The sequence below is a fragment of the Bradyrhizobium sp. NAS96.2 genome (assembly GCF_001908235.1).
Lineage (GTDB): Bacteria > Pseudomonadota > Alphaproteobacteria > Rhizobiales > Xanthobacteraceae > Bradyrhizobium.
On sequence record NZ_LGHK01000159.1, the window covers coordinates 1 to 21072 of the forward strand.

The following is a 21072-nucleotide window of genomic DNA, read 5'->3' on the forward strand; positions in this document are numbered from 1 at the left end:
CGACCAGGTCATCTCATGTCTCTTCCCCCTCTCCCGCTCTTTGCGGGGAGAGGGTTGGGGTGAGGGGCTTGTTCCGCGAAGACGGTGTAAATCGGGTTTGCGGAGATTCCCCCTCACCCGGAATTCAAGCTGCGCTTGAATTCCGACCTCTCCCCGCAGGCGGGGCGAGGTGGAGTTGGGAGCTCGCTCTGCGATCCGACGTAACGTCATCATGCTGTGGCGATCATCTCGTCTTTAGCGGCCTGCGGCGTAACCCTGCATGCCGCGCGGGTTGGCGGCGGCGCGGCGGCGGGGGCCGACCTTCGAGGCCGCGGTGAGGCGGCCTTCCGACCAATCGGGGCCAATCTCCACCACATGGCCGCGGCGTTTCAATTCGTCGATGGTCGATTTCGGCACGCGGTTTTCCAGCACCAGCACGCCGGGGCGCGAGGTCCGCGGCCAGAACGAGATCGGGAAATGCTCGGAGTGCCAGGCCGGCGCGTCGATCGCCTCCTGCAAATTCAGTTTTGCATGGATGTGGCGCAGGAAGAATTGCGTGATCCACTGGTCCTGCTGGTCGCCGCCCGGCGAGCCCCAGGAGAGATACGGCTCGCCGTCGCGCAGCGCCATGGTCGGCGACAGCGTGGTGCGCGGCCGCTTGCCCGGCGCCAGCGAGGCCGGGTGGTTTTCTTCCAGCCAGAACATCTGGGCGCGGCTGCCGAGGCAGAAGCCGATCTCGGGAATGACAGGCGAGGATTGCAGCCAGCCGCCGGACGGCGTCGCCGAGATCATGTTGCCGGCCTTGTCGATGATGTCGAAATGCACGGTGTCGCCGCGCACCTCGCCGAACCGGCCGACCGTCGGCTCGCCCGCGCCCATGGCGCCGACCGCTTCGCGATGCCCTTCGGCATGTCGCAATTTGACGACGCCGCCGAAGCCTTCGACCGAGCCCGGGCGGAAGTCGAGCGAAGCCTTGTCCTTCGAGATCAGCTTGCGCCGCTCGTTGTTATAGGCGTCGGACAACAGCGTTTCGATCGGGATGTCGGTGAACTTTGGATCGCCATAGAAGGTCTCGCGATCGGCATAGGCGAGCTTGGCGGCTTCGATCTGCAGATGGATGAAGTCGGGGCCGGCAGGATCGAGCCCGTCGAGCTCGAAACCCCTGAGCAGCGCGAGCTGCTGCAGCATCACCGGACCCTGGCTCCAGACCCCGGCCTTCTGCACGGTGTAGCGGCCGTAATCGTAGGTCAGCGGCGCCTCGATGGTCGGCTGCCAGCGCGCCATGTCGTCGGCCGACAGCACGCCGCGGTGCGGCGAGCCGGAGACGTCCATCACCTCCTGGGTGCGGCAGAACTTGTCGATCGCCTCGGCGACGAAGCCCTTCGACCAGGCCTGCCGGGCGCGCTCGATCTGCGCCACGCGGTCGCCGCCGGCGCTCTCCGCCTCGGTCAGGATGCGCGCGTAGGTCTCCGCGAGCTTCTTGTTGGTGAAGAGCGTGCCGGGCTTCGGCACCTCGCCATTGGGCAGATAGACGTCGGCCGAGGTGGTCCAGTATTTCCGGAACAGCTGCTCGACGGTCTTGATGGTGGCGGACGCGCGCTCGACCAGCGGATGGCCGTCGCGGGCATAGCCGATCGCGGGCTCGAGCACGTCACGCAGCTTCAATGTGCCGTAGTCGCGCAGCAGCAGCATCCAGGTTTCGAACGTGCCGGGCACGCAGGCGGCGAGCAGGCCGGTGCCGGGCACCATTTCGAGGCCTTCGCTGCGATAGTGCGCGATCGTCGCCTTCGCCGGCGCCGGGCCCTGGCCGCAGATCACTTCGGTTTTGCCGCGCTTGACGTCGTGCACGATGATCGGGACGTCGCCGCCGGGGCCGTTCAGATGCGGCTCGACCACCTGCAGGGTGAAGGCAGCTGCCACGCCCGCATCAAAGGCGTTGCCGCCTTTTTCCAGCGTCGCCATGCCGACCGCGGTGGCGATCCAGTGCGTCGAGGTGACGACGCCGAAGGTGCCTTCGATCTCCGGCCTTGTGGTGAATGGATCGGGGTTGACGTTGCTCATGGCTATTCACCGTTCGGCGGCTTGTTGGGCTTTTTGCGCGCGCACTTGATCACAGCCGGGCTGGTATGCCAACCGCTTGGTGGACATGGCCGCTCCCATCCGCGTGATCATGCCGGAACGGCGGCGGCAGGGCTGTTGACGGCGTGGCAGGCGACGCCGTCGATCAGTTCCGGCGTCTTCTCGCGGCAGAGATCGAAGGCGAGGGGACAGCGCGGATTGAACGAGCAGCCCCGCGGCGGATCGATCGGGTTGGGAATCTCGCCCTTGACCGGGATGCGCTGGCGGCCGGACATCGCAAGGTCCGGAACCGCGCCGAGCAGCATCTTCGTGTAGGGCATCCGCGGATTCTCGAACAATTTTCGGCCCTCGGCGATCTCGACGATGCGGCCGAGATACATCACGCCGATCCGGCTCGCCATGTGCCGGACGACCGCGAGATTGTGGCTGATGAACAGATAGGTCAGGCCGAACTTGTCCTGAAGGTCGCGCATCAAATTGAGGATCTGCGCCTGCACAGAGACATCGAGCGCCGAGGTCGGCTCGTCGCAGACGATGAACTCGGCTTGGGAGGCCAGCGCGCGGGCGATCGCGATGCGCTGGCGCTGGCCGCCGGAAAATTCGTGCGGGAATTTCTGGCCGTCGTCGGGGTGCAGACCGACCAGCGAGAGCAATTCGCCGACCCGGGCCTTGATGTCGCGTTCGCCCTGGATCAGGTCGAAGGCGCGGATCGGCTCGGCGACGATGGCGGCGACCCGATAGCGCGGGTTGAGGCTGGCATAGGGGTCCTGGAAGACCATCTGGATGCGCCGGCGCAGCCGGCGGCGCGCCTGGCCCTGCCGCGGATCGGTCATCGAGACGCCATCGATGACGACCTCGCCCGAACTCGGCGGCAACAGACCGACGACCATGCGCGCGACCGTGGTCTTGCCCGAGCCGGATTCGCCGACCAGCGCAAAGGTTTCGCCGCGCTTGATGTCGAAGCTGACGCCGTCGACGGCTTTGAGGAATTCGGGATGGCCGCCCTCGATCACGCGGTTGAGCCACGGCTTCGAGACGTCGAAGACGCGGCGCAAATTCCTGACCTCGATCAATGTCGCGCTCATGCCGCGGTCTCCTTCGCGGGATCGAACAGATGGCAGGCGACGGATTGCGTGCCTTGCCGGATCGGCTCGGGGCGTTCGACGCGGCAGCGATCGAACGCAAACGCACAGCGTGGGTTGAACGGGCAGCCCGGCGGGATCGCCGACAGCCGCGGCATCGAGCCGGGAATCTGCACCAGGCGCTTGTCCTCGCCCGCAAGCGTCGGGATCGCGCCCATCAGGCCACGGGCGTAGGGATGCAAGGGGTTGCGTACCACCTCCTGCACCGGGCCGATCTCGGCGATGCGGCCCGAATACATCACCGCGACGCGGTCGCAGGTCTCGGCGATCACGCCCATGTCGTGGGTCACCAGCATCACCGCGGTGCCGTGGTCGCGGCCGAGCCGCTTGATCAGCGCGATGATCTGCGCCTGCACGGAGACGTCGAGCGCGGTGGTCGGCTCGTCGGCGATGATCAGCTCGGGCTCGGCACAGATCGCAAGCGCGATGACGACGCGCTGGCGCATGCCGCCGGAGAATTCGTGCGGGTAGCCGTCGATGCGCCTTTCCGGTGCAGGAATGCCGACCTCGGCCAACAGATCGATGGCGCGCCTGCGCGCGGCGCTTTCGCTTAAGCTGGTGTGGGTCCGGATCGTCTCGATGATCTGGTCGCCGATCCGGTAGAGCGGATTGAGGCTGGTCAGCGGATCCTGGAAGATCATGCCGATCCGCTTGCCCCTGACGCGGCGGATCTCCTCCAGCGGAAGGTGGTCGATCCGCGTGCCCGACAGCTCGATCTCGCCGGCCGAGATGCGGCCCGGCGGATCGATCAGCCCGATCACGGCAAGGCCGGTGACCGACTTGCCGGCGCCGGACTCGCCGACCACGCCCAGCACCTCGCCCTTGGCGATATCGAACGACACGCCGTTGATGGCGCGCAAGGTCGCGCGGCGGGTGACGAATTCCACCTCGAGATTGCGCACGGAAAGAACAGGCTGGGTCATCGGAGCTTTGGGTTGAGCGCGTCGCGCAGCCAGTCGCCGAGCAGGTTGATGGAAAGGATCAGGCCGGCCAGGGCGATGCCCGGGAAGGCGACGATCCACCATTCGCCGGCAAACAGATAGTTGTTGCCGATCCGGATCAAGGTGCCGAGCGAGGGCATGGTGTCGGGCATGCCGGCGCCGAGGAACGACAGTGTCGCCTCGGTGATGATCGCAAGCGCGAGATTGATGGTGGCGATGACGAGGATCGGGCCCATCGTGTTGGGCAGCACGTGCCGCAGCAGGATCTTCGGCGCCGGCAGGCCGATCAGCTGTGCCGCCGCCACATAGTCCTTGTTCTTCTCGACCATGACCGAACCGCGCACGGTGCGGGCATATTGCACCCAGAAACTGAGCCCGATTGCGACGATCAGCACGCCGAGCGTGCTCATCTCGTCGAGCCGGTTGCCGAGCAGCGATTTGGCGACGCCGTTGACCAGGAGCGCGATCAGGATCGCGGGGAAGGTGAGCTGCACGTCGGCGATCCGCATGATCACGCTGTCCACCGCGCCGCCGAAATAGCCGGCGACCAGCCCGAGGGCGATGCCGAGCGCCCCGGCGAAGACGACGCCCGCGAGGCCGACCGCAAGCGAGATGCGCAGGCCGAAAAGGATCGCCGAGAGGACGTCGCGGCCCTGCTCGTCGGTGCCGAGCAGGAACGGGCTCTGGCCGTCGGCGGTCCACAGCGGTGCGATCCGCGAGTTGATCAGCTGCAGCTGCGCCGGATCGAACGGATTCTGCACCGCAAGCCAGGATGCGAAGATGGCCAGCAGGAAGAACAGCAGCGTGATCGCGGCAGCGACCATCGTCAGGCGGGATCGCCGGAACGAATAGAAGATGTCGCTGTCGAGCGCGCGCTTGAACCAGCCGGCAGGTGCCTGCGGGTGATCTTCGGAGCGATGCGGGACGACGGCGTCGGACATCGGTTGGTCCCTCACGTCGCGCGGCTGACGGTCGAGCGCAAGCGCGGATCGACCACGGTGTAGAGGATGTCGACGACCAGATTGATGGTGACGAAGATCAGCGAGACCATCAGGAGGTACGCGGCCATGATCGGGATATCGACGTTTTGCACGGCCTGCACGAACAGAAGCCCCATGCCCGGCCACTGGAACACGGTTTCAGTGATGATCGAGAAAGCAATAACCGAGCCAAACTGCAGGCCGGCCACCGTGATCACCGGAACCAGCGTGTTCTTCAGCGCGTGGCCGAAATGGATCGCGCGCGTGGTCAGGCCGCGGGCGCGGGCGAAGCGGATATAGTCGGTCCGCAGCACTTCCAGCATTTCGGCACGCACCAGCCGCATGATCAGGGTCATCTGGAACAGTCCGAGCGTGATCGCCGGCATGATGATCGCCTTCCAGCCGGAGACGGTGAGGAGCCCGGTCGACCACCAGCCGAGCTTCACCACCTCGCCGCGGCCGAAGGAGGGCAGCCAGCCCAAGGTCACCGCGAACAGATAGATCAGCAGGATGCCGATCAGGAAGGTCGGCAGCGAAATGCCGATCAGCGATATCGCCTGGAATAATCTGGCGAGGATGGTGTCGCGGCGGAGCGCCGAATAGACCCCCATCAGGATGCCGGCGACCATCGCAAGCAGCGTCGCGCAGATCGCGAGCTCCAGCGTCGCCGGCAGGCGCTCCGCCAGCAGCGATGAGACCGGCAGGCGGAACTGGTAGGACACGCCGAACTTGAACTGCAGCGCATTGATGAAGTAGCGGCCGAACTGCACCAGCACGGGATCGTCCAGGCCGAGCGAGTGCCGGATTTCAGCGCGCTGTGCCGCCGAGGTGTCGATCGAGACCATCTGGTTCACCGGATCGCCGGCGAAGCGGAACATCGCGAACGCAATGACGCCTACGGCGAGCATCACGCCGATCGCCTGCAGGAGGCGGCGAAGAGTGAAAGCGAGCATCTCTACCTTTCACTGCTTTTGACATGTGGCGCGCGGCTTTGCGCGGCCTGAAAACGCGAGGTCCCGGAAGCCTGCGCTTCCGGGACCCAATTCGCCGAAACCACTACTCACCCTGCTTGGTCGCCCAGTAGAGCAGCACCTGGTTGTCCGCGCGCTGGGTCAATTTGACCTTTTTCGACACACCCCACACCAGCGGTTGCTGATGCAGCGGAATATAGCCGTAATCCTTGATGACGATCTCATAGGCCTGCTTGATCAACTGGTCGCGCTTGGCCGTGTCGCTCTCGACCAGGACCTTGTCGGTGAGCGCGTCGACTTCCTTGTTGCAATAGCCGCCGAGATTGGCCTCGCCCCGCGTTGCATCCTTCGGATCGTCGCGGCAGCCGAGGATGTCGTGCAGCACGTTGTGCGAGTCTGACGTCGCGGGCGTCCAGCCCAGCATGAAGAACGAGGTCTGGTAGCCGCCGGGCTTCAGCACCTTGGCGAAATACTGCGCCTTCGGCTGCGCCAGCAGGTTCACCTTGACGCCGATGCGGGCCAGCATGCCGACCACGGCCTGGCAGATCGCGGCGTCGTTGACGTAGCGGTCGTTCGGGCAATCCATGGTGACTTCGAAGCCGCTCGGATAGCCGGCATCGGCCAGCAGCTTCTTGGCACCGTCAGGATCGAGTTTCGGCCGGGTGAATTCCTTCGACAGCGGATAGAGCTCGGGCGCGATCATCAGCGTCGAGGGCGTCGACATGCCGCGCATCACGCGGGTCTTGATCAGATCGACGTCGATCGTCTTGTAGAAGGCTTCGCGGACGCGGATGTCCTTGAAGGGATTCTTGCCCTTGACGTTGGAGTACAGCAGCTCATCGCGCGCCATATCCATGCCGATGAAGATGGTGCGGATCTCCGGCGCGGTCATGACGGTGGCGATGCCGCTGGAATTGACGCGCTGGATGTCCTGGAGCGGAACCGGTTCGATGACATCGACCTCGCCCGAGAGCAGCGCGGCAACGCGGGTGGCGTCGGAGCCGATCGGGGTGAAGATGATCTCCTGGAGATTATGCTCGGGCTTGCGCCAATAGCCCGGAAACGCCTTGAACACGGTCTTCACGCCGGGCTGATGGCTCTCGATCGTGAACGGACCGGTGCCGTTCTCGTGCAGCGCCGCGTAGCTCGGCGTGGTCGCGGAGGCCGGCGTCGGTGCGACCGAGTTGTTCTCCTCGCACCACTTCTTGTCCATGATGTACCAGCTATCCCATTGCGAGGTCAGGATGGGATTGGGCGAGTCCAGCGTCACGTCGACGGTGTAGTCGTCGACCTTGGTGAACTTGGCGTCGGCCGGGACGTTGCTGAGAAAATTGGAGCCCTTGGCGCGGACGCGGTCGGCGGAGAACAGCACGTCGTCGGCGGTGAAGGGATCGCCATTGTGGAATTTCACGCCCTTGCGCAGATGGAAGCGCCATTTGGTCGGGGTCAGCGTCTCCCAGCTTTCCGCCAGTGCCGGAATGATCTTGAGGTCCTTGTCGCGCGCGGTGAGGCCTTCATAGACATGGGCGTGATGCGCGATCGTCGTGGTTTCCTTCAGCGTGTAGGGGTCCAGCGACTTCAGTTCGCCCTGATTGGCATATTTCAGCGTCTGGGCCGATGCCGGCAAGGCAAAGGCGATGAGCGCGACGGCGGTCGCCGCAAACAAACTCCAACGTACCGACATGTGATCCCGCGTCCCCGTTTTTGTCCGCCGGCTGCTTTGTCCGGCTGGTATTATTGATGCATGTTGCCAGAGTTTACCGGCCGCGCAAGCGCGATTTCCCAAAGGGTTAATCGCCTCGCGCGGGTGCAGCGCAATGAATGCGAGATGAGAGTAGGCGGTCGGTGCGGGCGCGTGACATTCGACTTTCGGAGTGCCGCTTGCTGGTCCCGGAATGACCGCCGGCGAGCCCCGTTTGCGCCGGCCGCTCGAAACGGTTCGGTTGACCATAACGGATGATTGAGGCCGACTATCCATCGGGGCAGGTACGGCTCGCTTGCGTGACCGACCCCGTCCCGGCGATACTTAGGCGGGTCAGGCGCATTTGAGGAGGCGGATATGAAGGTCAACGTCGAGATAGATTGTACGCCCCTTGAAGCGCGGCAGTTCTTCGGCCTGCCGGACGTGGCACCGATGCAGAACGCGGTGATGGACAGGCTGCAACAGCAGATGCTGTCGAACATCGACAAGGTTTCGCCGGAAGCGTTGATGCAGAGCTGGTTCACCTTCGATCCCAAGCTCGCCGAGCGCTTCCAGGACATGTTCGTGGCGATGGCCGGTTTCGGCGGCGCGGGCAAGAAGGATAAGAAATAGTGGCGGCCGCGAAAGGGAGCGTTGATGCGACCGAACGCCGATTGCGCCCGCCTAGCCTGTTCCTGATGCTGGCGGAAGCGCGCGGCGTGCTCGAACTCAATTCGAGCCTGCTGCTGTCGCCGCTGCTGATGCAGGCGCCGAAGGGCGATGGCCATCCGGTGCTGGCGCTGCCGGGCTTCCTCGCCAGCGACCTGTCGATGGCGCCGATGCGGCGTTATCTGAAGGAGCTTGGCTACGACGCCTATGCCTGGAACATGGGCCGCAATTTCGGCGGCATCTCCAGCAGGCGGGCTGCGCTGCGCGACCTGCTGAAGCGGGTCCATGAGGCGTCAGGGCGCAAGGTCTCGATCATCGGCTGGAGCCTCGGCGGCGTCTATGCGCGCGACCTGGCGTCGCAGATGCCGGACCTGGTGCGCTCGATCGTGACGCTGGGCTGTCCGTTCGCCGACGACATCCGCGCCACCAATGCGACGCGGCTCTATGAGCTGCTGTCCGGCGAGGCGGTCGACGACATTCCCGAAATCCGCGCCGCGATTGCCGGCGACATGCCGGTGCCGACAACCTCGATCTATTCCCGCACCGACGGCATCGTGAACTGGCGGACCTCGCGGGTGCGCCCGTCGGAGAGCGCCGAGAACATCGAGGTGCATCTCGCGAGCCACCTCGGCCTCGGCGTCAACCCCGCAGCTTTGTGGGCGATCGCGGACCGGCTGGCACAGCCGGAAGGCGAGTTCCGGCATTTTGACCGGTCGGGCCCCTTTGCCATTGCCTACGGGCCGGCAGAACAGGCACTATCCTAACGACGAGAAGCGCCGCCAAGGCGCCCGCGTGAGTTGGCTCTCGGGAGGAGATCATGAGCGACGCCAAGAAGCTGTCCTCGTTGGACGCATCGTTTCTGTATCTGGAAACGCCGGAAATGCCGATGCATGTCGGCAGCATGGCGATCTTCCGGCTGCCCGACGGCTACAAGGGCGACTTCTTCGAGGAATTCAAGGCGATGATCGCCTCGCGGCTGCACATCGCGCCGATCCTCAAGGCGCGGCTGCAGAAGGCGCCGCTCGACATCGACCATCCGTCCTGGGTCGAGGACGACCAGTTCGACATCGACCGTCACATCTTCCGCGCCAGCCTGCCTGCGCCACGCGACCGTGCCACGCTGGAGCGAATCGTCGGGTGGATGCACGCCAAGCTCTTGAACCGCGCCCGCCCGCTCTGGGAGTTCTATGTCTTCGAGGGCATGAAGGACAATGAGATCGGGCTCTATTCCAAGATGCACCACGCCTGCATCGACGGCGGCGCCGGCGCTGCGCTGACCAGCATGATCTACGACCTGACGCCGGTGCCGCGCGAGATCGAGCCGCCGGGCGCCAAGAAGGTCGCGCAGGAGCCGCGCGACATCGCCGCCAATCTGATCGACGCCTATCAGCAGCTGTGGACCCAGCCGTTCGAGGCGGCCGCTGCCGCGCAGAAGAACCTCGAGCTGCCCCGCTCCGGGAAGAGCGACCTCGGCTCGATCCTGTTCGACAACGCCATGTTCCAGATCGAGAGCGCGGTGAAGTTCGCGGGCTCGATGCCGACCGTCATGAAGAGCCTGTCCGACGTCGTCGCCAAGGTCGCCGATCCCCGGTCGCGCGAAAGCCTGCAGGCGATGGCCTCGCCGCCGACCATCCTCAACAAGGCGATCTCGTCGGAGCGCAGCTTTGCCGGTACCTCGATCTCGCTGTCGCGCGCCAAGGCGCTGGCGAAAGCCTCCGGCGGCAAGCTCAACGACGTCGTGCTGGCGCTCGCCTCCGGCGTGGTGCGGCGCTATCTGATCAGCCAGGGCGCGCTGCCGAACAAGTCGCTGACGGCCGGCGTGCCGATCTCGCTGCGCGAGGAGGGTAATGCCGAGTCCAACAACCAGGTGTTCGGCATGATCTGCTCGATCGCCACCGACATCGAGGATCCCAAGAAGCGGCTGGAAACCATCATCGCGCAGTCCACCAAGTCCAAGGAGATGTCGCATCCGCTGCGCGCTTTGGTGCCGCAGGTGACCAACATCTCGCTGCTGGGGGCGCCGATCCTGGTGCAGATCCTGGCGCTGCTCTACAGCCGCTCCGACCTCTCCAACGTGCTGCCGCCGGCGACCAACATCACGGTCTCGAACGTGCCGGGGCCGCGGCAGACGTTGTACGCGGCGGGCGCCGAATTGCTGCACATCTTCCCGGTTTCGATCTCGACCCACGGCGTTGCGCTCAACATCACCGTGCAGAGCTACCGCGATCAGCTCGATTTCGGCTTCATCGTGGGTGCCAACATCATTCCCCACGTGCAGGTGATGTGTGACATGCTGCCGCTCGAATTCGATGCACTCGAGGCGGCGTTCGCTCCCCCGCCTGCCGACATCAAGGGCGCGGCCGAATAGGAATTGCTTCAATGATCGATATGCCACCGCTGCAGTTCGCCGAGACGAACGGCATTCGCATGGGGTTCTACGAAGCCGGCCCCAGGACCGACACGCCGCCCGTAGTGTTGTGCCACGGCTGGCCTGAACTGGCGTTCTCCTGGCGTCACCAGATCAAGGCGTTGGGCGAGGCCGGGATCCGGGTGATTGCACCGGATCAGCGCGGCTATGGCGCGACCGACCGGCCCGAGCCGGTCGAGGCCTACGACATGGAGCATCTGACCGGCGATCTGGTCGGCCTGCTCGACCATCTCAAGATCGACAAGGCGATCTTCGTCGGTCACGACTGGGGTGGCTTTGTCGTCTGGCAGATGCCGCTCCGGCACCCGTCACGGGTCGCCGGCGTCGTCGGCGTCAACACGCCGCATTGGGACCGTGCGCCAATGGATCCGATCGCGCTGTTCCGCCAGCGCTTCGGCGACCACATGTACATCGTCCAGTTCCAGGATCCGGCGCGCGAGCCGGACCGGATTTTTGGCAGCCGGGTCGAGCAGACCTTCGATGCCTTCATGCGCAAGCCGGCGCCGCGTCCCGCGGATGCGCCGCCCGAACAGCCGATCGCCGGCGTCGGGGCGTCGGCCCGGCTCAATCTGGCGTTCCCGCAGATGATCGCGAATTACGACGCCAAGCATGATCCGCGGACCCCGATCCTGTCAGCGGACGAGAAGAAGGTGTTCGTCGACACCTTCACCAGGACCGGCTTCACCGGCGGCATCAACTGGTATCGCAACTTCACCCGCAACTGGGAACGTTCCGCTGGCTTGGACCACAATGTGCGGGTGCCGTCGCTGATGATCATGGCCGAGAACGATGCGGTGCTGCCGCCTTCGGCGGCCGACGGCATGGAGAAGTTGGTGCCGGACCTCGAAAAATATCTGGTCAAGGACAGCGGCCATTGGACGCAGCAGGAAAAGCCTGACGAAGTCAGCGCCAAGCTGATCGAATGGCGTAAGAGGCGATTTGGGTGACGACGCGACGGTATAGCCGTCATTGCGAGCGAAGCGAAGCAATCCATCTGCCCGCATATGAGGAGAGATGGATTGCTTCGTCGCTTCGCTCCTCGCAATGACGGGTGGAAAGACAAGGGGGCACTTCCAACATGGCGTCCGGCAACAGACTGAGTCCGATCCCGCATCCGCCGACGAAGCCGGTGGTCGGCAACATGCTGTCGCTGGATTCGACCGCGCCGGTGCAGCATCTGGTGAAGCTCTCCAAGGAGCTCGGCCCGATCTTCTGGCTCGACATGATGGGCGCGCCGCTCGTAGTCGTGTCCGGCCATGACCTGGTCGACGAGCTCTCCGACGAGAAGCGCTTCGACAAGGCGGTGCGCGGCTCGCTGCGCCGGGTGCGCGCGGTCGGCGGCGACGGGCTGTTCACCGCCGACACCAAGGAGCCGAACTGGAGCAAGGCGCACAACATCCTGATGCAGCCGTTCGGCAACCGCGCCATGCAGTCGTACCACCCGAGCATGGTCGATATCGCCGAGCAACTGGTCAAGAAATGGGAGCGGCTCAACGCCGACGAGGAGATCGAGGTCGTCCACGACATGACGGCGCTGACCCTCGACACCATCGGGCTGTGCGGCTTCGACTATCGCTTCAATTCGTTCTACCGCCGCGACTACCACCCGTTCGTGGAATCGCTGGTGCGCTCGCTCGAGACCATCATGATGACCCGCGGCCTGCCGCTCGAGGGCCTGTGGATGCAGAAGCGGCGCAAGACGCTCGCCGACGACGTCGCCTTCATGAACAAGATGGTCGACGAGATCATCGCCGAACGCCGCGGCAACACCGACGTGACCGACGACAAGAAGGACATGCTGGCCGCGATGATGACCGGCGTCGACCGCGCCACCGGCGAGCAACTCGACGACGTCAACATCCGCTACCAGATCAATACCTTCCTGATCGCCGGACACGAGACCACCTCTGGCCTGTTGTCGTGCACGATCTATGCGCTGCTGAAGCATCCGGAGGTGCTGAAGAAGGCGTATGAGGAGGTCGATCGCGTCCTCGGTCCCGACGTCAACGCGCGGCCGACCTATCAGCAGGTGACGCAGCTCACCTACATCACCCAATGCCTGAAGGAGGCGCTGCGGCTGTGGCCGCCGGCGCCGGCTTACGGCATCGCGCCGCTCAACGACGAGATGATCGGCGGCAAGTACAAGCTCAAGAAGAACACCTTCATCACCATCCTGGTGATGGCGCTGCACCGCGATCCCTCTGTCTGGGGCCCGAACCCCGATGTGTTCGATCCCGAGAATTTCAGCCGCGAGGCCGAGGCCAAGCGCCCGATCAATGCCTGGAAGCCGTTCGGCAACGGCCAGCGCGCCTGCATCGGCCGCGGCTTTGCCATGCACGAGGCGGCGCTGGCGATCGGGATGATCCTGCAACGCTTCAAGCTGCTCGACGTGCATCGTTACCAGATGCATCTGAAGGAGACGCTGACTGTCAAGCCCGATGGCTTCCGGATCAAGGTGCGGCCGCGCGACGACAGGGATCGCGGCGCGTTTGCCGGCAGCACGGGCGCCGTTGCGGCCGCGCCGAAGCCGCGGCGCGCGCCGACCACGCGCCCCGGCCACAACACGCCGATGCTGGTGCTCTACGGCTCCAACCTCGGTTCGGCCGAGGAACTCGCGACCCGCATGGCCGATCTCTCGGAGATCAACGGTTTTGCCACCCGGCTGGGCCCGCTGGACGACTATGTCGGCAAGCTGCCGGAGGAGGGCGGCGTCCTGATCATCTGTGCCTCCTACAATGGCGCAGCACCCGACAATGCGACGCAATTCGTCAAGTGGCTGGAGAGCGACCTGCCGAAGGACGCATTCGCCAAGGTGCGCTACGCCGTGTTCGGCTGCGGCAACAGCGACTGGGCGGCGACCTATCAGTCGGTGCCGCGCTTCATCGACGAGCAGTTGACCAAGCATGGCGCCCGCGCGGTCTATCCGCGCGGCGAGGGCGATGCCCGCAGCGATCTCGACGGCCAGTTCCAGAAATGGTTCCCCGAGGCGGCGAAGGTCGCGACCAAGGAATTCGGCATCGACTGGAATTTCACCCGCACCGCCGAGGACGAACCGCTTTATGCGATCGAGCCGGTGGCGCAGGGCGCGGTCAACACCATCGTGACGCAAGGCGGCGCAGTGCCGATGAAGGTGCTCGCCAACAGCGAGCTGCAGACCAAGGAAGGCGCCCATCCGTCGGAGCGCTCGACCCGGCATATCGAGGTCGAGCTGCCGGCCAGCCTGAAGTATCGCGTCGGCGATCATCTCAGCGTGGTGCCGCGTAACGATCCGACCCTGGTCGATTCCGTCGCCCGCCGCTTCGGCTTCCTGCCGGCCGACCAGATCCGCCTGCAGGTCTCGGAAGGCCGCCGTGCGCAACTGCCGGTCGGCAATGCCGTGTCGGTCGGCCGGCTACTCACCGAGTTCGTCGAGTTGCAGCAGGTCGCAACCCGCAAGCAGATCCAGATCATGGCCGAGCACACCCGCTGCCCGGTGACCAAGCCGAAGCTGATGGCCTATGTCGGCGACGACGACGCCTCGGCCGAGCGCTATCGCACCGAGGTGCTGGCCCGGCGCAAATCGGTGTTCGATCTGCTCGAGGAATATCCGGCCTGCGAACTGCCGTTCCACCTTTACCTCGAAATGCTGTCGCTGCTGGCGCCGCGCTATTACTCGATCTCGTCGTCTCCGGCCGACGAGGCGCAGCGCTGCAGCGTCACCGTTGGTGTCGTCGAGGCGCCGGCAAGCTCGGGTCGCGGCATCTACAAGGGCATCTGCTCGAATTACCTGGCGCGCCGCAGAGCCGGCGACACCGTCCACGCCACCATCAAGGAAACCAAGGCCGGCTTCCGCCTGCCCGACGACAACACTGTGCCGATCATCATGATCGGGCCGGGCACCGGGCTCGCGCCGTTCCGCGGCTTCCTGCAGGAGCGCGCCGCGCGCAAGGCACGGGGCGCGACGCTCGGCCCCGCGATGCTGTTCTTCGGCTGCCGCCATCCGGAGCAGGACTTCATCTATGCGGATGAGCTGAAGGCGTTCGCCGCCGATGGCGTCAGTGAGCTCTTCACCGCGTTCTCGCGCGCCGATGGCCCGAAGACCTATGTGCAGCATCTCGTTGCCGCACAGAAGGATAGGGTCTGGGAGCTGATCCAGAAGGGCGCGATCGTCTATGTCTGCGGCGACGGCGGCAAGATGGAGCCCGACGTCAAGGCGACGTTGATGTCGATCTATCGCGAACGTACCGGCACTGGTGCCGATGCGGCCGCGCGCTGGATCGAGGAGATGGGCACCAGGAACCGCTACGTGCTCGACGTCTGGGCCGGTGGGTAGGTTTTCGTAGCCCGGATGGAGCGAAGCGAAATCCGGGACAGCGTCAGATGCGGACCGACCGGCTCCCGGATTTCGCTTCGCTCCATCCGGGCTACGCATGGGTGATTTGGGAGCATCGGCCATGCTACAAGCCGCCGCATGATTCCATGGGAAAAGATCGACACCGCGCGCATTCCCGGCACCGAAGGTGAGTTGCGCCTGATGCGGCGAGGCCGCGAATTCTCGATCATGCTCGGCACCAACGAGCTGATGAACAGCCGCCTGTCGGGCTCGGAAGAGGCGCTGGCGACGCTCGCGGCGAGGAAGATCGAGAAGGTCGCACGACCGCATTTTCTGATCGGCGGCCTCGGCATGGGCTTCACGCTGCGGGCGGCGCTCAAAGTGCTCGGAGCGGATGCGCAGATCATGGTGGCCGAACTGGTGCCGGCCGTGGTCGCTTGGGCGAGAGGCCCGATGGCCGAGATCTTCGGCGACAGCCTGAACGATCCGCGCGTGAGCATCGAGGAGGCGGATGTTGCTGACGTGATCGCGCGCCATCCGCGCAGCTTCGATGCCATCCTCCTCGATGTCGATAACGGCCCGGAGGGGCTGACCCGCAAGGCCAACGACGCGCTGTACGACGTCTCCGGCCTCCGGGCCGCAAACGCCGCGTTGCGGCGCGACGGCGTGCTTGCCGTCTGGTCGTCCGGTCCGAACGCCAGGTTCCCGAAATCGCTGTCCCGGGCCGGGTTCGTGGTCAACGAGATTGCGGTCCGTGCCACGGGGCGTGGCCGCGGTGTACGCCACGTGATCTGGCTTGCGGTCAAGGAATAGAAGCCCAGCTATTGCGACGCAGCAAGGTCGCCGCGGGGAGCCGTCGGTTCGATTGTGTTGAAAATCCATGGCCGTTGGGTTTCACTCGACCGGCACGTGAAGCCTCGAGCCCTCGGACTGCCGGATGCAGGCGACGTCGAATTTTGGGGTGCAGGAGACGCACGGGATCCTGAACCGCTTCCAGGCCGAATTCCGTGGCTCGAGCGAGGGGCTCGGCTGGTCGTCGGCGTATGCCTCGGTCCAGCGCGAGCGGCCCTTTGACGGGCATTTCCACGCGCTGTCGGACAATCTGATGGTGCTGCACCGCGGCGGTCCGGTCGACATCACCTATGTGATGGACGGCAAGTCGGTCGCCCGGCACATCCCGCGCGGCGGCGTGTTCTTCCTGCCGGCCGGGCACAGCTGCAACGTGGTTTTGCGTGAGGCGCTGGAATCCACCCACATCTATCTGCGATCCGAGCTATTCGCGGGCCAAGACGGGGCGTCCAGCCTGATCGGCGGGCTGGCGCCAATGCTCGGCGATCAGGATGCCGTGCTGGAGCATCTCGCCGCGGCGATCGGCGAGACCATCACCGGCGGCCTGCCGGCCTCGTCGCTGTTCGTCGATCCGATCGCGCAGGCGATCGCCAACCGCTTTGTCGCGATCAACTTCCACAAGCCGAGCGTGGAGGCCGGCAAGCATCCGAACCTGCTCAGCAGCAGGCAGATGGCGCGCATCCGCGAATTCGTCGACGCCAATCTCGACACCGACATCCGGCTCGACCAGTTGGCCGAGCTGTGCGGCCGCAGCACCGAATATTTCGTACGCCTGTTCAAGGCGACCAGCGGCGTCTCGCCCTACCAATACGTGCTCAATCTGCGCATCGAGCGCGCCAGGGCGCTGCTGGCCGACGAGACGCACGGTCTCGCCGACATTGCGCTGGCCTGCGGCTTCTCGCATCAGGAGCATTTTACGCGGATGTTCCGCCGCTTCACCGGCGTGACGCCGGGGCGATACCGGCGCAGCCACTAGCGCGTAGCGGGCGGGGTCAGACGAGGGGCGCTGCTCCGCCTCATCCGGGCTGACGATTTTTCCGGTTTTGTGCAGATTCTCTCCGGTTTCGTGCAGGCCCGCGACCGCCGCCTACCGCTAGCTTTCTCCCAACAAGGTGAAATTTGCCGGTCCGCCGGTTGGGAGAAATGCCATGAGCATCGCAGCGTCCGATGCCGTACGCCCGCCGATCATTGGGGCCGGTGATACCGGTCAGGGCGCCTTTGCCTACTGCTCGCAGCAATATCGCGTGGTGTTCGGCGCCGGCACCTCGGCGCGGCTTGGCGAGGAGACCGAGCGCCTCGGCATCAAGCGGGCGCTGGTGCTGACCACCCCCCGAGCAGCAGGATCTCGGACGCCGGCTTGGCGCGGGCCTCGGCGACCGGCTCGCAGGAACGTTTGCCGGCGCGCGCATGCATACGCCGGTCGAGATCACCAACGAAGCGCTTCGCATCGTTGAATCCCATGACATCGACGGCTTGGTTGCGATCGGGGGCGGCTCGACGGTTGGGCTCGGCAAGGCGCTGTCGCTGCGCACCGGGCTGCCGCACATCGCGATGCCGACCACCTATGCCGGCTCGGAGATGACGCCAATCCTTGGCGAAACCACGAACGGCATCAAGACCACGCAGCACTCCCAGGATCTGGTGCCGGACACCGTCATCTACGACGTCGATCTCACCGTCAGCCTGCCGCCGCATGTCTCCGCCGCCAGCGGCCTGAACGCGATCGCTCACGCGGTAGAGGCGCTGTATGCGCCCGACGCCAATCCATTGACCTCGCTGATGGCGGAGGACGGCATCGCCGCGCTTGCCCGCGCACTGCCGCGCATCATGACTGGACCCGCCGATCCCGGCGCGCGGCGCGATGCACTCTACGGCGCCTGGCTATGCGGCGTCTGCCTTGGCGCGGTCGGGATGTCGCTGCACCACAAGCTTTGCCATGTGCTGGGCGGCATGTTCGACCTGCCGCACGCCGAAACCCACGCGATCGTGTTGCCGCATGCGGCGGCCTACAACGCCGCCGCCGCGCCGGACGCGATGGCCCGGATTGCGCGCGCATTGCGCACGACGGATGCGCCGCAAGCGCTGTTCGACCTCGCGCGCCGGCTCGGACTGCCGCGCCGGCTGGCCGACATCGGCATGCCCGAGGACGGCATCGCGCGCGCCGCCGAGATGGCAGTGCGCAGCCCCTATGCCAATCCAAGACCTATAGAGCGCGTCGCGATCCAGGACCTGATCGCGGCGGCCTGGCGCGGCGACGCGCCTGCGCAGCACCGACATCTCAAGATCAAGGAACAACATGATGGCCAATTTCAACGAGCATGATCTCACCGACGAGGTGATCCGCAGCTTCGCCAACACGCCGAACAAGCGGCTGAAGTTTCTCATCGAGGAGACGGTCAAGTCGCTGCACGATCTGGTGCGCCGCACCGAGCTCACCTTCGAGGAATGGAATCAGGCGATCGAATTCCTGACCCGCACCGGCCAGACCTGCACGCCGCTGCGCCAGGAGTTCATCCTGCTCTCCGACGTGCTCGGCGTCTCGATGCTGGTCGACGCCGTCAATCACCGCGAGCGCGAGGGCGCGACCGAGACCACGGTGCTCGGGCCGTTCTATGTCGGCGAGCACCGCGTCACGCCGCACGGCGCCAACATCTCCGAAGGGATCGACGGCGAAGTGATGTTCGTGCAGAGCCGCGTCACCGACCTTGCCGGCAAGCCGCTCGCCGGCGCCGAGATCGATGTCTGGCACGCCGACGCCGACGGCTTCTACGATTCGCAGAAGGCGGACTACGCGGCGCACGGCCCATCGCTGCGCGCGCGCTTCGTCACCGATGCCGACGGCCGCTTCTCGTTCCGCACCATCCTGCCGTGCAGCTACCCGATCCCGACCGACGGTCCGGTCGGCGATCTGATCACCGCGACGAAACGTCATCCGATGCGGCCGGCGCATGTGCATTTCCTGGTCAAGGCCGGAGGCTACGAGCCGCTGATCACCCACGTCTTCCTCGACGGTGACGACTATCTGCGCAGCGACGCGGTGTTCGGCGTCAAGGACGAGCTCATCGCACGCGTCGAGCCGAAGAGCGAACCAATGCTGCCGAACGGCGAGCGCGTCTCCAGCCCGTGGCACCTGATGACCTACGACTTCCAGATGAAGCCCGGCGCAGGCCTGGTGCCGCAGCCGATGATGGCCGCGGAATAACGATCACAACCAACAACATGACCAAGGAGAGGACCATGACCAGCAAACCTGTTGAGACCGACGTACTTGTCGTCGGCAGTGGCCCGGCTGGCGCGACGGCGGCGGCACTGCTCGGCACGTACGGCGTCAAGCACATCCTGGTGACCAAATATGGCTGGCTCGCCGACACGCCGCGCGCCCACATCACCAATCAGCGCGCGATGGAGGTGTTGCGCGATCTCGGCCTCGAGGAGAAGGCGGTCGCGCAGGCGGTGCCGCAGCATCTGATGGCCAACAATGTGTTCTGCGAGAGCCTCGCCGGCGAGGAGTTCGGCCGGCTGTATTCGTGGGGCAACCATCCCTCGCGCAAGGCGGATTACGACCTCGCCAGTCCCGCGCGCATCTGCGACCTGCCGCAGAATTTCCTCGAGCCGATCCTGATCGAGGCGGCCGGCCAGCGCGGCACCTCGCTGTGCTTCAACACCGAGTTCGTCGATTTGGTGCAGGATGCCGACGGCGTCACCGCGACGGTGAGAGATCGCTTGTCCGGCGAGACCTATCAGATCCGCGCCAAATATCTGATCGGCGCCGACGGCGGCCGCAGCCGGGTCGCCGAAGTGATCGGATTGCCGATGGAAGGGCAGATGGGCCGCGCAGGCAGCATGAACATCATCGTGCAGGCCGACCTGAGCAAATACGTCGCGCACCGGCCGAGCGTGCTGTACTGGGTGCTGCAGCCAGGCGCTGAGATCGGCGGCATCGGCGCCGGCCTGATCCGCATGGTGCGGCCGTGGAACGAATGGCTGATCATCTGGGGCTACGACATCGAGCAGGGCGAGCGCAAGCTCTCCAACGACGAGGCGATCTCGATCGTCCGCAACCTCGTCGGCGACGAGACGCTCGAGGTCAAGGTTCGCTCGACCTCGACCTGGACCGTGAACGAGATGTATGCCGGCCACTATTCGTCGGGCCGGGTGTTCTGCGTCGGCGATGCCGTGCATCGCCACCCGCCGACCAACGGCCTCGGCTCGAACACCTCGATCCAGGATGCCTATAATCTCTGCTGGAAGCTGAAGCTGGTGCTCGAGGGCCACGCCGCGCCGTCGCTGCTCGAGACCTATTCGGCGGAGCGGCAGCCGGTCGGCAAGCAGATCGTGACCCGCGCCAACAAGAGCATCGGCGACTTCCCGCCGATCTTCGAGGCGGTGGGCCTCGTCGCCTCGACCGATCCGGCGGAAGCGCGCAAGGCGATCGCGGCGCGCAAGGCGCCGACCACTGAGGGCAAGGCGCGCCGCAAGAAGCTCTATGAGGCCATCGCCAACAAGAGCTACGAGTTCAACTGCCACGGCGTCGAGCTGAACCAGCGCTACGCCTCGACCGCCGTGGTCTCCGATGGCACATCGATGCCGGCCTTCACCCGGGATCACGAGCTGTATTATCAGGCCACCACCTGGCCCGGCGCGCATTTGCCGCATGTCTGGGTCGAGCATCAAGGCGAGCGCAAATCGACGCTCGATCTCACCGGCAAGGGCCGCTTCACGCTGCTCACAGGAATCGGCGGCGATGGCTGGAAGACGGCCGCCGCCGCGGTCGAGACGGCCTACGGCCTGCCGGTCGATGTCGTGACGATCGGCCCGCAGGGCTGCGACGCACTCGACATCTATGCCGACTGGTATCGCCAGAGCGAGGTCGACGAGGACGGCTGCGTGCTGGTGCGTCCCGACATGTATGTCGCCTGGCGCGCCAAGGAGGCGGCGGCTGACGCCTCCAATGTGCTGCTCGAGGTGTTCGGCCAGATCCTCGGCCGCAGCGCGCAAGCGAAGTCCGTCGCCGCCGCGTGATTGCGGCGCGACGCCGGCA

At 65.4% G+C, this 21072-nt stretch carries 15 protein-coding genes and 1 pseudogene; 10 read left to right on the plus strand and 6 right to left on the minus strand.

Going from position 1 to position 21072, the window contains the following annotated elements:
- Nucleotides 1-234 precede the first annotated feature (234 nt).
- From AC628_RS29665 to AC628_RS29690, 6 genes are all read right to left on the minus strand, one after another.
- A complete protein-coding gene (locus AC628_RS29665) occupies nt 235-2040 on the minus strand; it encodes a gamma-glutamyltransferase family protein (RefSeq protein WP_074130298.1) in 1806 nt (601 codons plus the stop codon).
- A gap of 107 nt (nt 2041-2147) precedes the next feature.
- Nucleotides 2148-3143, minus strand: a complete 996-nt coding sequence (locus AC628_RS29670) for an ABC transporter ATP-binding protein (protein ID WP_074130299.1) — start codon at nt 3141-3143, stop codon at nt 2148-2150.
- Complete coding sequence (locus AC628_RS29675; RefSeq protein WP_074130300.1) at nt 3140-4123, minus strand: ABC transporter ATP-binding protein; 984 nt, start codon at nt 4121-4123, stop codon at nt 3140-3142. Before AC628_RS29675 ends, AC628_RS29670 begins: the two co-directional genes overlap by 4 nt.
- Nucleotides 4120-5082 carry an ABC transporter permease gene (locus AC628_RS29680; protein WP_074130301.1) on the minus strand — a complete coding sequence of 321 codons (963 nt, stop codon included), beginning with the start codon at nt 5080-5082 and terminating at the stop codon, nt 4120-4122. Before AC628_RS29680 ends, AC628_RS29675 begins: the two co-directional genes overlap by 4 nt.
- A gap of 11 nt (nt 5083-5093) precedes the next feature.
- A complete protein-coding gene (locus tag AC628_RS29685) occupies nt 5094-6074 on the minus strand; it encodes an ABC transporter permease (RefSeq protein ID WP_074130302.1) in 981 nt (326 codons plus the stop codon).
- Between the two features lie 103 nt (nt 6075-6177).
- Nucleotides 6178-7776, minus strand: coding sequence for an ABC transporter substrate-binding protein (locus AC628_RS29690; protein WP_074130303.1), 1599 nt, complete (start codon nt 7774-7776; stop codon nt 6178-6180).
- A gap of 375 nt (nt 7777-8151) precedes the next feature.
- Here AC628_RS29690 and AC628_RS29695 point away from each other — a divergent pair, with 375 nt between their 5' ends.
- The 10 genes and pseudogenes from AC628_RS29695 to AC628_RS29740 all read left to right on the plus strand — a co-directional run bounded on the left by AC628_RS29695 (nt 8152) and on the right by AC628_RS29740 (nt 21053).
- Complete coding sequence (locus AC628_RS29695) at nt 8152-8406, plus strand: DUF6489 family protein (protein ID WP_074130304.1); 255 nt, start codon at nt 8152-8154, stop codon at nt 8404-8406.
- Between the two features lie 65 nt (nt 8407-8471).
- Nucleotides 8472-9206 carry an alpha/beta fold hydrolase gene (locus AC628_RS29700; RefSeq protein WP_245321390.1) on the plus strand — a complete coding sequence of 245 codons (735 nt, stop codon included), beginning with the start codon at nt 8472-8474 and terminating at the stop codon, nt 9204-9206.
- A gap of 53 nt (nt 9207-9259) precedes the next feature.
- Nucleotides 9260-10810: a WS/DGAT/MGAT family O-acyltransferase gene (locus AC628_RS29705; RefSeq protein WP_074130306.1), complete on the plus strand. Its 1551-nt coding sequence runs from the start codon at nt 9260-9262 to the stop codon at nt 10808-10810.
- 11 nt (nt 10811-10821) lie between these two features.
- Entirely contained in the window at nt 10822-11817 is a 996-nt protein-coding gene (locus tag AC628_RS29710; RefSeq protein ID WP_074130307.1) for an alpha/beta fold hydrolase, read from the plus strand.
- Nucleotides 11818-11948: 131 nt separating this feature from the next.
- Nucleotides 11949-15182, plus strand: coding sequence for a bifunctional cytochrome P450/NADPH--P450 reductase (locus tag AC628_RS29715; RefSeq protein WP_074130308.1), 3234 nt, complete (start codon nt 11949-11951; stop codon nt 15180-15182).
- 138 nt (nt 15183-15320) lie between these two features.
- On the plus strand, nt 15321-15995 hold the full coding sequence (locus AC628_RS29720; RefSeq protein WP_074130309.1) for a spermidine synthase: 675 nt from the start codon (nt 15321-15323) through the stop codon (nt 15993-15995).
- A 124-nt stretch (nt 15996-16119) separates the two neighbouring features.
- Nucleotides 16120-17007: a helix-turn-helix domain-containing protein gene (locus AC628_RS29725; RefSeq protein ID WP_074130310.1), complete on the plus strand. Its 888-nt coding sequence runs from the start codon at nt 16120-16122 to the stop codon at nt 17005-17007.
- Nucleotides 17008-17218: 211 nt separating this feature from the next.
- Nucleotides 17219-18353: pseudogene (locus tag AC628_RS29730) on the plus strand (maleylacetate reductase).
- Entirely contained in the window at nt 18331-19233 is a 903-nt protein-coding gene (locus AC628_RS29735; protein ID WP_074130311.1) for an intradiol ring-cleavage dioxygenase, read from the plus strand. Before AC628_RS29730 ends, AC628_RS29735 begins: the two are co-directional and overlap by 23 nt.
- A gap of 35 nt (nt 19234-19268) precedes the next feature.
- The gene (locus AC628_RS29740; RefSeq protein ID WP_074130351.1) at nt 19269-21053 is read left to right on the plus strand and encodes an FAD-dependent oxidoreductase; all 1785 of its coding nucleotides are present in this window, start codon (nt 19269-19271) and stop codon (nt 21051-21053) included.
- Nucleotides 21054-21072: the final 19 nt, after the last annotated feature.

Bases quoted from the DNA above. Each gene is read 5' to 3' on its own strand.
- AC628_RS29685 (WP_074130302.1), bottom strand. From the start codon at position 6,074: ATGCTCGCTTTCACTCTTCGCCGCCTCCTGCAGGCGATCGGCGTGATG.
- AC628_RS29720 (WP_074130309.1), top strand. From the start codon at position 15,321: ATGATTCCATGGGAAAAGATCGACACCGCGCGCATTCCCGGCACCGAA.
- AC628_RS29675 (WP_074130300.1), bottom strand. From the start codon at position 4,123: ATGACCCAGCCTGTTCTTTCCGTGCGCAATCTCGAGGTGGAATTCGTC.
- AC628_RS29705 (WP_074130306.1), top strand. From the start codon at position 9,260: ATGAGCGACGCCAAGAAGCTGTCCTCGTTGGACGCATCGTTTCTGTAT.
- AC628_RS29665 (WP_074130298.1), bottom strand. From the start codon at position 2,040: ATGAGCAACGTCAACCCCGATCCATTCACCACAAGGCCGGAGATCGAA.
- AC628_RS29690 (WP_074130303.1), bottom strand. From the start codon at position 7,776: ATGTCGGTACGTTGGAGTTTGTTTGCGGCGACCGCCGTCGCGCTCATC.
- AC628_RS29670 (WP_074130299.1), bottom strand. From the start codon at position 3,143: ATGAGCGCGACATTGATCGAGGTCAGGAATTTGCGCCGCGTCTTCGAC.
- AC628_RS29715 (WP_074130308.1), top strand. From the start codon at position 11,949: ATGGCGTCCGGCAACAGACTGAGTCCGATCCCGCATCCGCCGACGAAG.
- AC628_RS29735 (WP_074130311.1), top strand. From the start codon at position 18,331: ATGGCCAATTTCAACGAGCATGATCTCACCGACGAGGTGATCCGCAGC.
- AC628_RS29680 (WP_074130301.1), bottom strand. From the start codon at position 5,082: ATGTCCGACGCCGTCGTCCCGCATCGCTCCGAAGATCACCCGCAGGCA.
- AC628_RS29700 (WP_245321390.1), top strand. From the start codon at position 8,472: ATGCTGGCGGAAGCGCGCGGCGTGCTCGAACTCAATTCGAGCCTGCTG.
- AC628_RS29710 (WP_074130307.1), top strand. From the start codon at position 10,822: ATGATCGATATGCCACCGCTGCAGTTCGCCGAGACGAACGGCATTCGC.
- AC628_RS29695 (WP_074130304.1), top strand. From the start codon at position 8,152: ATGAAGGTCAACGTCGAGATAGATTGTACGCCCCTTGAAGCGCGGCAG.
- AC628_RS29740 (WP_074130351.1), top strand. From the start codon at position 19,269: ATGACCAGCAAACCTGTTGAGACCGACGTACTTGTCGTCGGCAGTGGC.
- AC628_RS29725 (WP_074130310.1), top strand. From the start codon at position 16,120: ATGCAGGCGACGTCGAATTTTGGGGTGCAGGAGACGCACGGGATCCTG.